The organism is Pseudonocardia benzenivorans CB1190, assembly GCF_000196675.2.
Lineage (GTDB): Bacteria > Actinomycetota > Actinomycetes > Mycobacteriales > Pseudonocardiaceae > Pseudonocardia > Pseudonocardia benzenivorans.
Map to the genome: position 1 here is coordinate 3,553,217 of NC_015312.1, position 13,228 is coordinate 3,566,444.

Here is a 13,228-nt window from a genome sequence, read left to right on the forward strand (position 1 = left end):
CAGCCGACGCCGGGGGGACCGCCCCGGGGACCGCGGGCGCGGCTCGCCCGGGCCGCGGTCTTCGGGGGCGCGTTCCTCGGCCCCTTCGGCGGCGGCATCACCGTGTCGATGCTGCCCGAGCTGGGCGCGGACTTCGGGATCTCCGCCAGCGCGGCGTCGATCTCGGTCACCGCCTACCTGGTGCCGTTCGCGGCCCTGATGCTGGTCTCGGGCACGCTCGGCGAGCGGTGGGGACGGCGGCGCGCCGTGCTCACCGCCTACCTCGTCTACGTCGTGGCGTCGCTGGTGGCGGTGTTCGCGACGTGGCTGCCGCTGTTCCTGGCGATGCGCGTGCTGCAGGGCGCGGCGAACGCGTTCACGACGCCGCTGCTGTTGGCCGTCGTCGCGGGCTCGGTGAAACCGGGGGCGCTCGGCAGGGCGCTGGGCTGGTTCGGGTCGCTGCAGGCGGCGGGCCAGACGTCGGCGCCGCTGCTGGGTGGACTCGCCGCCGAGTTCGACTGGCGGTTGGCCTTCGTCGGTGTCGCGGTCGCGGCGGCGCTGCTGGCCGCCGTCGGCCTGCCACCCACGGCCCGGCCGGCGACGCGGGCCCGGCCGCGGCTGCGCAGTGCATGGCGGCCGTACGTGCTGCGCATCGGTCTCGTCGGCGGCCTCGGCTGGGGGTGCGTGGCGGGGTTGAACTTCCTCGTCGCCCTCCGTCTGGAGGACGCGTTCGGGCTCGGCGCGGCGGGCCGCGGGCTGCTGCTCACCGCGCTCGGGGTCGCGGGGATCCTCACGGCGCGGGTCATCGGCTCGGCCGTCGACAAGGTCGGACCGCGGCGCTGCGTGCTGTCCGGGGTCGTGCTCGGCGCGCTCGTCGTCGCCGGGGTGGGGCTCTCCCCCGCCGTGTGGCTGGTCGCGCTGCTGTGGGCGTTCGGCGGCGTCGCGACGCAGCTCGTGCTGGTCGGGGTGAACGCGCTGGCGCTGGGCTCGTCGCGGTCGAACCAGGGTGGCGCGACGTCGGTGGTGCAGTCGTTCCGGTTCGCCTTCGCCGCGCTGGGACCGGTCGTCGTCACGCCGATCTACCACGCCGAGGCGGCGGTCGCGTTCCTCGTGCCGGCGGCGTTGCTGCTGCTCGTGGGCCCGCCCACGCTGCCACGCGCCGACCGGGGCGGCGACGGCCCCGGCACGGGCACCGGCCCCACCGGGACGGCACCGACGACCGCCTGAGCCCGGTCAGGTCGCGGCGTGCGCCTGCAGGTCGGCGAGGTCGACCCATTCGAGGGTGCGCGCGTGCGTCGCCTCCAGCACGACGGGCGGCGCCACCCCTGCGCGGTGGGCCTCGGCCCAGCGGTCGGCGCACAGGCACCACCGGTCCCCCGGCCGCAGCCCGGCGAAGCCCCACTCGGGCCGCGGCGTCGAGAGGTCGTTGCCGGCCCGCGCGCTGAACGCGAGGAACTCGGCGGTGACGCGGGCGCACACCGTGTGCACGCCCACGTCCTCCGCGCCGGTGTCGCAGCAGCCGGTGCGGTAGAAGCCGGTCATCGGGTCGGTGCCGCAGGTCTGCAGCTCACCGCCGAGGACGTTGCGCGCCATGGGGTCCCCTCAGAGCTTCACGCCCAGCAGCGCGTCGACCGCCGTGCGGATCGTGGCCGGGGCGGCGGCGTCGGTGCCGCGGCGCTCCAGCGCGGCCCCGGCCCACGCGTCGACGGCCGCGAGCGCGCGCGGGGTGTCGAGGTCGTCGGCCAGGTGCGCGCGCAGGTTCGCGACGGTCTCGGTCGCGTCGGGTCCGGCGTCGAGCGTCACCGCCTCGCGCCAGCGGGCGAGCCGCTGCTGCGCCGCCTCCAGCAGGTCGTCGGTCCAGGCACGGTCGGTGCGGTAGTGCCCGGACAGCAGGGCGAGCCGCACCGCGTTCGGGTCGACGTCGTCGGCACGGAGCTTGGAGACGAACACCAGATTGCCGCGCGACTTCGACATCTTCTCGCCGTCGAGGCCGATCATCCCGGTGTGCACGTAGTGCCGGGCGAACGGGTGCACGCCGGTGTGCGCCTCGGCGTGCGCGGCGCCGAACTCGTGGTGCGGGAAGATCAGGTCGGAGCCGCCGCCGTTGAGGTCGATCTGGTCGCCGAGGCGGTTGAGCGCGATCGCCGCGCACTCGACGTGCCAGCCGGGACGTCCCGCACCGAGGTCGGACTCCCACGACGGCTCGCCCTCGCGGGCCATCCGCCACAGCAGTGCGTCGGCGGGGTGCCGCTTGCCCGGCCGGTCGGGGTCGCCGCCCCGCTCGCGCGACAGGGCGATCATCGTCTGCTCGTCGTAGTTCGACTCGTAGCCGAAGTGCCCGCTCGCCGTGCTGTCGAAGTAGACGTCCGGGAACTCGGGGTCGTCGATGCGGTAGGCGCTGCCGCCGGCCAGCAGCTTGCCGACGAACTCCGCGATCTCGCCCATGGCCTCGACCGCGCCGATGTAGTGCCGCGGCGGCACGACCCGCAGCGCCTCCATGTCCTCGCGGAACAGCGCCGTCTCGCGCATCCCGAGGACGACCCAGTCGTCCTGGTCGCGGGCGGCGCGCTCGAGCAGCGGGTCGTCGATGTCGGTGACGTTCTGGACGTAGTGCACGTCGTGGCCGAGATCGCGCCAGTAGCGGTTGACCAGGTCGAAGGCCAGATAGGTGGCCGCATGGCCGAGATGGGTGGCGTCGTAGGGGGTGATGCCGCAGACGTACATCGTGGCCTCTGGCCCGGGAGCGGTGGGCCGGACCCGACCGGTGGAGGTGTCGTGCAGGCGCAGCGGCGGGCCGCTGCCCTCGAGCCGGGGGACGTCGACCGGAGCCCAGGGTTGCATGAGGACAACTTACGCGGTGGGCCGCCGGGAACGGAGCGGCTCGATCACGCCGGGGAACACCGCGGCCCGTGGGATCACGGCGTCCACCACTGCGCCGGCAGGCGGGCCTCGATGTCGCGGGCGTGGGCCCGGACACACATCGGGCAGAGCCGGGTGACCGTCCCGTCGGTGTCGCACTGGCGCGCCCAGGCCAGCGCCGCCGACGGGTCGGCCGGGTCGTACGGGGTGCCACAGCCGTCGCAGCAGGCGCGGCGGTCGGAACCCGGGTCGTCGGTCACGACGTCGATCCTGGTGCGACGCGCCGCCGGCGCACCAGGACCACCGGCGCCGCCGCGACCAGCGCGACGAACCAGATCGCCACCCCGAGCGACGTCAGCTCCGCGAGCCCGCCGATCACCGTCGGCCCGACCAGGAACCCCAGGTACCCGCCCGAGGACACCGCTGCCAGCGCCGGCGCGGCCCGCGGGCCCGTGACGCCCGCCTCGGCGAGCAGGGCGGGGAAGGTGATCGAGATGCCCGCGCCGAGCAGCAGGAACCCCGCGACCGCCGCGACGACGGCGACCGACGAACCCGCCGTGAGCTCCGCGACGAGCAGCCCCGCGGCCAGGCCCGTCGCGCCGAACCCGGCGAACAACCGCACCGCCCGCCGCCGCCCGAACCGGGTGAGCACCCGGTCGCCGACGAGCCGGCCCAGGGTCATCGTCGCCGAGAACGCGGCGAAGGCCGCCCCCGCGGCGGCCGGCCCGGCGCCGAGGGAGTCGCGCAGCAGCACCGCCGACCAGTCGGCCGTCGAGCCCTCCGCGAGCAGCACGGCGAACGCCGCGATCGCCAGCGGGACCAACGGGCCGCGCGGCAGCGCGAACACCGGCGTCGGCGCGGCGTCCTCCGGGACCGGGGGGTCGGGCAGGAACCCGCGCGCGACGGGCAGCACCACGACCAGCCAGGCCGCGCCGAGCACCCCGAACTGCGCCACCAGCGGAATGTGCCAGCCCGCGGCGAGGCTCCCGATCACGGTCCCGCCGAGCGCACCCAGGCTGAACACCGCGTGGAACGACGACAGCACCGAGCGGCCGTACGCCTGCTCGACCGTGACGCCCTGGGCGTTCATCAGCACGTCGAGCGCGCCCATCGCCGCGCCGAAGACGAACAGCGCACCGAACAGTTCGGCGGCGTTGCCACCCGGACGAGCGGCCCACGCGATCAGCAGCGACGACGCGAAGAACAGCGGCAGCGCCCACCGCGTCGTCCGGCCGCTGCCCCAGCGCGCCGCGATCCCGCCGGCCAGTGGCAGCGTGATCAGCGAGCCGGCGCCGGGAGCGAGCAGCGCGAGCCCGAGGACGCCGTCAGACAGCCCGAGCAGCGCCTTGACCTCCGGGACGCGCGGTGCCCACGACCCGAACAGCGACCCGTTGGCCGCGAACGTCAGCGCGACGGCCAGCCGCGCCCGGCGGGCGGCGGCCACGGACACACCCGTCGGGGAGACAGCCACGACCCCACCTGTACCCGACGGCGCGCGGGTCCGCAGCGCCGCCGGGCACGGGCGGGGTCAGCGCCGCCGGGTCCGTAGGTAGTCCGACACGACCTCGGCGCCGAGGCCGGGGAGCGTCGGCGGCTCAGCCCTACCGGACGGTCGCTCGCCGTGGGACTCTCGCGCTGCATGATCGGGTGGCGAGGAGGCAGCGATCATGACCTTCGATCCTGCGCAGCGGTTCGTCCGTCTCGTCGCTGCGGGTAACGGTGTCATCTACGCGATTCAGGCGGACGGGTCGCTGCGGTGGTACCGACACGCCGGCTGGACGTCCGGGGGAACGGGCTGGGCGAACGGCGTGGGTCGCGAGATCGGCACCGACTGGCACATCTTTCGCGCGGTACTCGCCGGGTCGGCCGGGCAGCTGTACACGGTCTCGGGCGACGGGACTCTCCGCTGGTGGCAATACGATCTTGCTGATCCCGACGGCGGCAGTGGCGACGGCACCTGGCACACCGCTTCGGGCGCGGTCATCCATGACGGCTTCGGTGACTATCCGCGCGTGCTGGGCGGTTACGACGACGTGCTGTACGGAGTGAAATCCGACGGCAGTCTCTGGTGGCTCCGCTACGAGGCCGGCGACGGGAGCAGCGGGCCGGAATCGTGGGCATTCGGTGGTCAGGCGCAGCAGATCGGCACGGGGTTCCACAGATTTCCTCAGCTCGTCGCCGCGCCGTCCGGCGTCATCATGGGAGCGGAGATCGCCGGGGTCCTGTCCTGGTGGCGTTATCTCGCGGGGGACGGCACGAACGGCGCCGGTGCCTGGGCGCGCGGCGGCATTCGCGCGGACGTCGGCACAGGGTGGGCGACGGAGTCGTTGCGAACCTGGACGATGGGAGCCGACGGCGAGATCTACGCAGTCGCGCTCGACACCTCGCCGACGCCCGACCTCGATCACGTCCTGCGTTGGTACCGACTGCTCAACTACCTGACCGTCGACCAGGGAGGAGTGACGGCGAACTGGGCGGCCCCCGCCGGCGGCGTCCCGGTCGGACAGGGGTTCACCGTCGAGGAGACCGCCGCTTTACAGGGTTACCCGATGCGTCAGTGTGTCGGCCCTGGCGAGACCCTCGAGGTGGCAGTGTCGACGTCGTTCGACTCGTACGACACCCGAATCCGACGACTCGTACCGTCTCCACAGGTCGTGCGGCGAGTCGCCACCACCGTCCCGGGACCTGGCCCACAGATCCTCCCGCCTGGGTACAGGTCCACCGGGTGTGGCTATCCCGTGGCGGTCAGCGCGCTGGTCCGGGACTCCTGGACATCGGGTGTCTACGACGTAGAGCTCATCGGACCGCAGGACCTCCGCAGGCATGCCGTGTTCGTGGTGCGACCGAGTCAGCCTCACCAAGACCTGCTCGTCGTCGTCCCGACGTACACGTACAACGCCTACAACTACTGGGGCGGTCACGACCAGTACAGCGACGGACAAGCCGGTGTCCGGCGGACGCTGACATTCCTCCGGCCGTCGACCGCTACCGAGGTCGACCCGACCGGGGCGGTGTCACACCTGCTTCAGTCCGACCTCGCGCTGCTCCGATGGATGAGCGAGGAGGGAGTCGGCTACGACTGCGTGAGCGACGCCGAGGTCCATGTCGAGGGCCTCGAACTCCTCCGGCCCTACCGCGGCGTCGTGCTCTCCACTCATCCCGAGTACCTGTCGGATTCGATGCGCGCTGCGTTCGTCGACTACACCCTTGGCGGAGGGCGACTCGTCTACACCGGCGGGAACGGGTTGTACGAACGCGTGGTGCCGTCGGCCGACGGCACCGCTCTGACCTTCCGGCGTGCTGACGGCGCGCGCGACATCCTCTCCGAGGACGGACGCCCGGAGAGCGACGTGCTCGGCGTCGACTTCGCCCCGGACGGATTCCTGACCTTCGCCGGCTACCGGGTCACGGATGCCGATCATCCGTTCCTCGCTGGTACGGGGGTGTCGAACGGCGCGGTGTTCGGCACGTACTCGACGAACATCGCCGCGTCGGGGTGGGAGACCGATCGGGTTCCCGACGGGGGGATGGCCGTGGTGTTCGCCGAGGGAACGCAGCCGTTCGGTGCACAGATGTGCCGTTTCGACCACCCTGGCGGTGGGTGGACATTCGCCGCGGCCTCGCTCTGCTTCAACGGAGCACTTCAGAACGACGAGGTCTGTGCGGCGATCCTGCGGAACGCGCTCGCGGCCGCTGTCGGCTGAACAGAGCTGCAGGTCTGCTGGGCGGGGGCGCGAAGCCCGACGGAATCCGAGCCGACGTTCGCACGCGACACCGTGCGAACGTCGGCCCTGGGTTCAGCGCCGCCGGGTCCGTAGGTAGTCCGACACGACCTCGGCGCCGAGCCCGTCGAGCGTCGGCGCGACGACACGGCCGCCGCAGCGCCGCGCGACGTCGTCCATGAAGGCGGCGAGCCGCGGGTCGTCGCCGAGCACGAAGAATGTGAACGCGGCCCCGAGCCCGGTGAGCCGGTCGATCTCGGACACGGTGGCGCGCAACGTGTACGGGCTCGGCGGGTAGTCGAAGTAGGCCTCACCGTCGGGTTCGAGGTGTGCCGTCGGCTCGCCGTCGGTCACCACCAGCACGACGGGCATCGCGTCGGGGTGGCGGCGCAGGTGCCGGCCCGCGAGCAGCAGCGCGTGGTGCAGGTTGGTGCCCTGCGCGTACACGCCGTCGAGCCCGACGAGCTCGCCCAGCTCGACGGTCTGCGCCTGCCGCCCGAACGTGACCAGCGCGAGGTCGTCGCCGCGGAAGCGCGTCGAGATCAGCTGGTGCAGCGCCAGCGCGGTGCGCTTCATCGGCACCCACCGGCCCTCGGCCACCATCGACCACGAGGTGTCGACGAGCAGCGCCACCGCGGCCCGGGTCCGCTGCTCGGTCTCGACGACCTCCACGTCGCTCACGTCGAGGGTGCGGGTGTCCCCGCCCGCCTGCCGCAGCTGGGCGTTGAGCAGGGTGCGGGGCACCGACCAGGCCTCGGTGTCGCCGAACGCCCACGCCCGGGTCGCCCCGGTCGCCTCGCCCGCGGCGCCGGAGCGGCGGGTCTCGCGTTCCCCGCGGCGCGCCCCCATCTTGTCGACGACGTCGCGCAGCGCGGACTCCCCGAGCCGGCGCAACGCCTTGGGCGAGAGGTGCAGCGACCCGTCGGGCGCCCGCTCGAACAGGCCCTGGCGCTGCAGCTCGCGCTCCAGCTCGGCCAGCGTCCGCGCGTCCACCCGGGCCTCGTCGCCGAGAAGCTCGCCGACGGCGTCGAGGTCGATGTCCTCCATCCGGGCACCGGGGTAGCTCTGGGCGAGCTGCTCGGCGAGCGAGTCGAGCCGGCCGAGCTCCTCCAGCGCCCGGGTGGCCTCCCCCATGCCCAGCGGGTTGTCGCCACGGAACCGTCCGGAGCCCTGCCAGTCCTCGCCGGGCCGCAGGCCCTGCAGGTTGGCGTCGAGCTGCGCGAGCGCCTGGGCCAGCCGCGGGTCGCCGAACGCCTGCTGCGACAGCTCCATCAGCTCGGCGCGCTGCTCGGCCGACATCGAGTTGAGCATCCGCTGTGCCGCCGCGGCCCGGGCGGCGAGCAGGTCGGCGAGCTCGTCGGTGTTCTGCGGGTTCTCGGGGAAGAACTCGCCGTGCCGCTGCATGAACTCGGCGAACTGCTGCGTGGTGTCCCGACCCTCCGCGTGGTTCTGCAGCAGCGAGTTGAGGTCGTCGAGCATCTCGCGGATGCGCTCGACGTCCTCCGGCGTCGCGTTCTGCATCGCCTCCTTCATGCCCTCGAAGCGCTGGTCGAGCATCTCGCGCCCGAGCAGGTCGCGGATCTCCTCGTAGGCCTCGCGGGCCTCCGACGAGCGCCAGTCGTACCCCGAGAGCTCCCGCACCGCGCCGCCGGTGTCGGTGGGCAGCGCGTCGAGCTGCATCTCGCGGAAGCGCGCGTCCTCGGACGTCGGGGTGTCCTCGTCACGGGACAGGGTGTCGCGCTCGGCGTTCATCGCCCGTTCCAGCAGCTCACGGACCTGCTGCAGGGTGCCGTCGAGCCGGTTGTCGCGCTGCAGGTCGCGCCGGCGCTGCCACACCTGGCGGGACAGGTCGTCGAGACCGCGGCGGCCCTCCATGCCCCGTCGCAGCAGCTCCTGCAGGGCCTGGCGCGGCGAGCTGCCCTCCATGACGTCGCGGCCGATCTGGTCCATCGCGGACCGGATGTCGAACGGCGGCGCCAGCGGGTCGGGCCCGCCGGCGTAGGGCCCGTAGGCGTAGCGCCGCCGCCGACGGTGCCTTCTCCCGCCCGGCCCATCAGCCATAGCTGACCGTGTCTCCGTCGTCGGACTCGTCCTTGGCGAGCTTGCGCGTCAGGAACAGGTACTCCAGCGCCAGCTCCGCGGCCGAGGCCATCGGTCCCGGGTCCTCGGTGCCGGACGCCCCGAGCCGGGTCGCGACCTCGGTGAGCGCCGGGACCTGCGGCAACGCCGCCACGACCTCGGCGGCCGGGACACGTTCGCCGGTGCGGACCGGGCGGGTGCCGACGGCGTCGGTCAGCTCGGACAGGTCCACGCCGCGCAGCGCGAACCGTGCGGTGTCGGCGGTGGCGCGGCGCAGCAGGTGCTCGAGGATCTCCTCCTCGCGCCCCTCCTCGCCGGACGCGAACTCCAGCTTGCCGCGCAGCACCGCCGGGACCGAGTCGAGGTCGACCGGCCGGGCGACGGCGCGGGACTCCCCCGTGATCGCCGCACGGCGCAGCGCCGCGGCCGCGACGGTCTCGGCGGCGGCGACCGCGAACCGGGCCGAGACGCCGGAGGCCTGGTCGACCGCGGAGGCCTCGCGCAGGTGCCGGGTGAACCGGGCGACGACCTCGATCAGGTGGCGTGGCACGTCGGCGACCAGCTCGGCCTCCTGCTCCACGAGCGCGACCTCGTCGGCCACCTCGAGCGGGTAGTGCGTGCGGACCTCGGCGCCGAAACGGTCCTTGAGCGGGGTGATGATCCGCCCGCGGTTGGTGTAGTCCTCCGGGTTCGCGGACGCGACCAGCAGGACGTCGAGCGGCAGCCGCAGCGTGTAGCCGCGGACCTGGATGTCGCGCTCCTCCATGACGTTGAGCAGCGCGACCTGGATGCGCTCGGCGAGGTCGGGCAGCTCGTTGATCGCGACGACGCCCCGGTGCGCGCGCGGGACCAGCCCGAAGTGGATGGTCTCCGGGTCGCCGAGGGAGCGGCCCTCGGCGACCTTGACGGGGTCGACGTCGCCGATCAGGTCGGCGACGGCGGTGTCGGGCGTCGCGAGCTTCTCGGTGTAGCGCTCCGAGCGGTGTCGCCATGCGACGGGAAGCGCGTCGCCCAGCTCGGCGGCGCGACGCACCGACTCCGGGGCGATGGGCTCGTAGGGGTGCTCGCCCAGCTCGGAGCCGGCGATGACGGGGGTCCACTCGTCGAGCAGACCGGTCAGCGAGCGAAGCAGGCGGGTCTTGCCCTGGCCGCGTTCGCCGAGCAGCACGACGTCGTGCCCGGCGAGCAGGGCGCGTTCGAGCTGCGGGAGGACGGTCGACTCGAAGCCGACGATGCCGGGCCAGGGGTCACGGCCCTCGCGCAGCGCGGCGAGGAGGTTCTCGCGGATCTCGGCCTTGACGCCGCGCTGCACGTGGCCGGAGGCCCGCAGCGCGGCGAGGGTGTCGGGAAGATCGGAAGGTGGTGTGACGGGCACCGTTCCACGCTACGCCGCGCACGCTTCCGGCGGCGGCGCGCGAGATCTCTCGAAGATCGTTCTCGTTGCGGTCAGGATCTGGCCACAAGCCTCCGTAACGTCGGGTTCGACACCAGGAGAGAACGCCCGACGGACATTCCGGAGGAACCCCGATGAACGCCACGACCACCAGCTCCGAGGCCACCAGCTCGCAGAGCGGCACCGACGAACGGGCGGACTATCTCGAGACTCTCGCCAAGCACCGCTTCTTCCTGGTCAACACGCTGCGTGGGCTCGACGAGGAGCAGGTGACGGCCACCCCGACGGTGTCGGAGCTCTGTCTGGTCGGGCTCGTCAAGCACGTCGCGGCGACCGAGAGCAGCTGGGTCGACTTCATCCTCGACGGCCCGGCCCGGCAGGACGGGGAGCCCGACTACGAGGGCCACGCCAACTCATTCCGGCTGCTGCCGGGTGAGACCGTGGAGGGCGTGCTCGCCGAGTACGAGCGGGTCGCCGCCCGCACCACCGAGGTCGTGACGTCGCTGGCCGACCTCGGCGTGTCGCACCCGCTGCCCGAGGCGCCCTGGTTCGAGCCGGGCGCGCGCTGGTCGGTCCGGCGGGTGCTGATGCACATCGTCGCCGAGACCGCGCAGCACGCGGGGCACGCCGACATCATCCGCGAGACGATCGACGGCGCGAAGTCGATGGGCTGAGCCCCGGCTCTCGACGCCGGCCTTCGCAGCCGGCGGGGCGGGCAGGTCGGGCTCGTCCGTGAGTGGCGATGGTCGCCACGGCGGCCATCGCCACTCACGACTACTGCTGGGCCGGTTCGGCGCGGTTCCGGGGACGGCGGTCCGGGGTGACGGCGGTCAGAACTGGAGCAGCAGGACCGTCGGGACCGCGACGAGCGCGACCGCGCCGAGCCGGATCCCGACCCGCACCAGCGGCGACAGCGGGGCGGGCGGTGCGGCGATCCGCGCGATCCGCGCGTCGACCGCCGAGGTGAACGAGCTCAACGCGGCCGACGGCGCCGACCCGCCGACGGTACGCAGCGCGCCGGCGAGCTCCCGTTGGGCCGAGCACCCGGCGGCGACGTCGTCGGCGCGCATCTCGATCAGCGCCGCCACCGCGAGCTGGGCGCAGACCATGCCGCGCACGAATGGGGCCGTCGCCCCCCACGCCACGAACGGCAGCACGACGAGATCGTGCCGCTCGGTCAGATGCGCCCGCTCGTGGGCGAGCACGGCGCGGACCCCGTCGGGCGCGAGCCGTTCCAGTACACCCGCCGAGACGACGAGCCTCGAGCTGCGCCCCGGCAGGCAGTAGGCGACGGGGATCGGGTGGTCGAGCACCCGCGTGCCGGGGGCGGCCGGCCACGGCGTCGCGAGGACGTCGAGCAGGTCACGGTGGCGCCGTCGCGCCCGCAGCGTCCGGACCGTGACGCTGATGAGGACGAGGAGCAGGCGCGCGCCGAGCAGGACCGTCACGACGAGCGCGATGAGGTGCGGCGCGCCGAGATCCACCAGCAGCGTGCCCCCGCCGATCGACCGCACCAGCCCGCCGACCGCCGGGATCAGGTTCTGTCCGAGCGGCGCCAGCGCGTAGACCAGGCCCGCGCCCAGCAGCGACAACCCGCCCGCGAGCCCCACCGCCTGCCACACCAGCAACGCGCCCACGGGGTCGCGCGCCGGCCAGCGGGCCAACGCGAGCGAGCGGCTCACGGGTTCGGCGAGCAGCACCCCGAGCACGACGAGCCCGAGGGCGGTCAGCTCCATCGATGACGCCTGGACGTCGGCTGACGGCGCGCCGTCAGCCGAGCAGGTCGCGCAGGGCGGCGCGTTCGTCGGGCGGGATGGAGCCCAGGAAACGGGCCAGCGCCGCGCCCCGGTCGGGCGCCGCGTCCAGCGCGTCGCGCATCAGCTCGGCCACATGGTCCTCCCGGCTCGCCACCGGCTGGTAGTGATGCGCGCGCCCGTCGCGGGTGCGCGTCACCAGCTGTTTGCGTTCGAGCCTACCGAGCACCGTCAGCACCGTCGTCGTCGCCAGGTCCCGCTCGGCGAGGGCTTCCTGCACCTCGCGCGCGGTCTGGGGCCCGGACGCGGCCCAGAGGACCTCCATCACGGCCCGTTCCAACTCACCCAGACTCGGCACGTCTGCGATTCTACCCTGCGTAGAAGCGAAAGCGGAGAGGGCGAGCCCGGATCTTCGCGACGACGCGTGCGGGCCGCGCGGGCGCCGCCGGGTTGCGTGCCGCAGCGGGCGCCGCAGTCAGTGGATCTGCACCTCGTCGCCCACCTGAAGGTAGGAGAACCAGGCGACGGCGTCGTCGTGGACGAGCTTCACGCAGCCCGCCGACGGGGTGTCCTGGCGGCCCTCGTGGAACGCGACGCCGCCCGGCGCGAAGAACACCGAGTACGGCATCGGCGAGCCGAACTCGCGGCTGGTGTACTGCTCGGCCTTCCACTGCACCGTGAACGTCCCGACCGGCGTCGGGTACTCGTGGCCGCCGTGCTGGACCGCCACCGGGCCGCGGACGACCTGGTCGCCGTCGAGCAGCCACGCGGTCCGCGACGCGAGGTCGACGCACGCGCGGGCCGTGGCGGTGCAGGGCGTCCCGGCGACGCCCTCCGGCCGCACCGGGGCCGGCGCGGCCGTGGTGCGGGTCGTGGTCGTCGGGGTGGGGCCGGTCGGGGTGGGGCCGGTCGGGGCGGTGGTCGACCGGGTGGTGGTCGTCGGGGCGGTGGTCGACCGGGTGGCGGTCGTCGGGGCCGGGTCGGCGGCCCGGGTCGAGGCAGGAGCGCGCGTCGCCGAGTGCGGGGCGGTCCCGACGAGCGGCAGGTCGGCGCGGAGAGCGCGGCCGTCGGCCGGCGCGGACGGTGAGGCGGTCGGCGGCGCCGCCGCGGGCGGGTCCGACGGCGCCGCGAGGGCGGCACCCGCTCCCCCGAGCCCGGCCGCCACCGTGAGGGCCGCGGCGACGATCGCGCGCCGCGCACGGGTGGGCCGGGCCGTCGACACGGGTCCGGCGGGTCCGGTTCCGGTGGGCCGCGACGACCCGCGCCACCTGTGCTCGCCCATCGCCGACCTCCGTCAGACCCGTGCTCGGTGCAACGACCGTCCTGCCACACGGTGACGGTCTCGTCACGGACTGTTCCACATGACCGCGTTCACCCGGTGAGTCGGGATCGGGAACGCCGTCCTCGGCCCATTTCGGTCACGGAGCGTGATATCAGGCGCA

General features: G+C 73.8%; 12 protein-coding genes. 3 read left to right on the top strand and 9 right to left on the bottom strand.

The features are described 5' to 3' along the window. Positions 1–108 precede the first annotated feature (108 nt). On the top strand, positions 109–1,206 hold the full coding sequence (locus PSED_RS16755) for an MFS transporter (protein ID WP_233899052.1): 1,098 nt from the start codon (positions 109–111) through the stop codon (positions 1,204–1,206). 6 nt (positions 1,207–1,212) lie between these two features. On the opposite strand, the gene PSED_RS16760 is transcribed toward PSED_RS16755, so the two are convergent. From PSED_RS16760 to PSED_RS16775, 4 genes are all read right to left on the bottom strand, one after another. Then, entirely contained in the window at positions 1,213–1,572 is a 360-nt protein-coding gene (locus PSED_RS16760) for a DUF2237 family protein (protein ID WP_013675439.1), read from the bottom strand. Between the two features lie 9 nt (positions 1,573–1,581). Beyond that, on the bottom strand, positions 1,582–2,820 hold the full coding sequence (mshC, locus tag PSED_RS16765; RefSeq protein WP_013675440.1) for a cysteine--1-D-myo-inosityl 2-amino-2-deoxy-alpha-D-glucopyranoside ligase: 1,239 nt from the start codon (positions 2,818–2,820) through the stop codon (positions 1,582–1,584). 74 nt (positions 2,821–2,894) lie between these two features. Beyond that, positions 2,895–3,098 (bottom strand): hypothetical protein, encoded by a 204-nt coding sequence (locus PSED_RS16770; protein WP_013675441.1) that lies wholly within the window; start codon positions 3,096–3,098, stop codon positions 2,895–2,897. After that, positions 3,095–4,309 carry an MFS transporter gene (locus PSED_RS16775; RefSeq protein WP_013675442.1) on the bottom strand — a complete coding sequence of 405 codons (1,215 nt, stop codon included), beginning with the start codon at positions 4,307–4,309 and terminating at the stop codon, positions 3,095–3,097. Before PSED_RS16775 ends, PSED_RS16770 begins: the two co-directional genes overlap by 4 nt. A gap of 196 nt (positions 4,310–4,505) precedes the next feature. On the opposite strand from PSED_RS16775, the gene PSED_RS16780 reads away from it, so the two are divergent. Beyond that, positions 4,506–6,542 carry a N,N-dimethylformamidase beta subunit family domain-containing protein gene (locus PSED_RS16780; protein ID WP_013675443.1) on the top strand — a complete coding sequence of 679 codons (2,037 nt, stop codon included), beginning with the start codon at positions 4,506–4,508 and terminating at the stop codon, positions 6,540–6,542. A gap of 93 nt (positions 6,543–6,635) precedes the next feature. Here the strand turns inward: PSED_RS16780 and PSED_RS16785 are convergent, their stop codons facing one another. Both PSED_RS16785 and PSED_RS16790 read right to left on the bottom strand, forming a co-directional pair. Further along, on the bottom strand, positions 6,636–8,621 hold the full coding sequence (locus tag PSED_RS16785) for a vWA domain-containing protein (RefSeq protein ID WP_013675444.1): 1,986 nt from the start codon (positions 8,619–8,621) through the stop codon (positions 6,636–6,638). Beyond that, positions 8,614–10,014: an ATP-binding protein gene (locus PSED_RS16790; RefSeq protein ID WP_013675445.1), complete on the bottom strand. Its 1,401-nt coding sequence runs from the start codon at positions 10,012–10,014 to the stop codon at positions 8,614–8,616. The genes PSED_RS16785 and PSED_RS16790 overlap by 8 nt, the downstream gene beginning before the upstream one ends. A gap of 152 nt (positions 10,015–10,166) precedes the next feature. Here PSED_RS16790 and PSED_RS16795 point away from each other — a divergent pair, with 152 nt between their 5' ends. Beyond that, entirely contained in the window at positions 10,167–10,706 is a 540-nt protein-coding gene (locus PSED_RS16795; protein WP_013675446.1) for a DinB family protein, read from the top strand. Positions 10,707–10,862: 156 nt separating this feature from the next. Here the strand turns inward: PSED_RS16795 and PSED_RS16800 are convergent, their stop codons facing one another. The 3 genes from PSED_RS16800 to PSED_RS16810 form a co-directional block, all read right to left on the bottom strand. Then, entirely contained in the window at positions 10,863–11,768 is a 906-nt protein-coding gene (locus PSED_RS16800; RefSeq protein ID WP_013675447.1) for a M56 family metallopeptidase, read from the bottom strand. Positions 11,769–11,802: 34 nt separating this feature from the next. Continuing rightward, on the bottom strand, positions 11,803–12,144 hold the full coding sequence (locus PSED_RS16805) for a BlaI/MecI/CopY family transcriptional regulator (RefSeq protein ID WP_013675448.1): 342 nt from the start codon (positions 12,142–12,144) through the stop codon (positions 11,803–11,805). A 117-nt stretch (positions 12,145–12,261) separates the two neighbouring features. Then, positions 12,262–13,068, bottom strand: a complete 807-nt coding sequence (locus tag PSED_RS16810; protein WP_013675449.1) for a L,D-transpeptidase — start codon at positions 13,066–13,068, stop codon at positions 12,262–12,264. Positions 13,069–13,228 lie beyond the last annotated feature (160 nt).

Bases quoted from the DNA above. Each gene is read 5' to 3' on its own strand.
- PSED_RS16810 (WP_013675449.1), bottom strand. From the start codon at position 13,068: ATGGGCGAGCACAGGTGGCGCGGGTCGTCGCGGCCCACCGGAACCGGA.
- PSED_RS16760 (WP_013675439.1), bottom strand. From the start codon at position 1,572: ATGGCGCGCAACGTCCTCGGCGGTGAGCTGCAGACCTGCGGCACCGAC.
- PSED_RS16780 (WP_013675443.1), top strand. From the start codon at position 4,506: ATGACCTTCGATCCTGCGCAGCGGTTCGTCCGTCTCGTCGCTGCGGGT.
- PSED_RS16785 (WP_013675444.1), bottom strand. From the start codon at position 8,621: ATGGCTGATGGGCCGGGCGGGAGAAGGCACCGTCGGCGGCGGCGCTAC.
- PSED_RS16755 (WP_233899052.1), top strand. From the start codon at position 109: ATGCTGCCCGAGCTGGGCGCGGACTTCGGGATCTCCGCCAGCGCGGCG.
- PSED_RS16800 (WP_013675447.1), bottom strand. From the start codon at position 11,768: ATGGAGCTGACCGCCCTCGGGCTCGTCGTGCTCGGGGTGCTGCTCGCC.
- PSED_RS16795 (WP_013675446.1), top strand. From the start codon at position 10,167: ATGAACGCCACGACCACCAGCTCCGAGGCCACCAGCTCGCAGAGCGGC.
- mshC (WP_013675440.1), bottom strand. From the start codon at position 2,820: ATGCAACCCTGGGCTCCGGTCGACGTCCCCCGGCTCGAGGGCAGCGGC.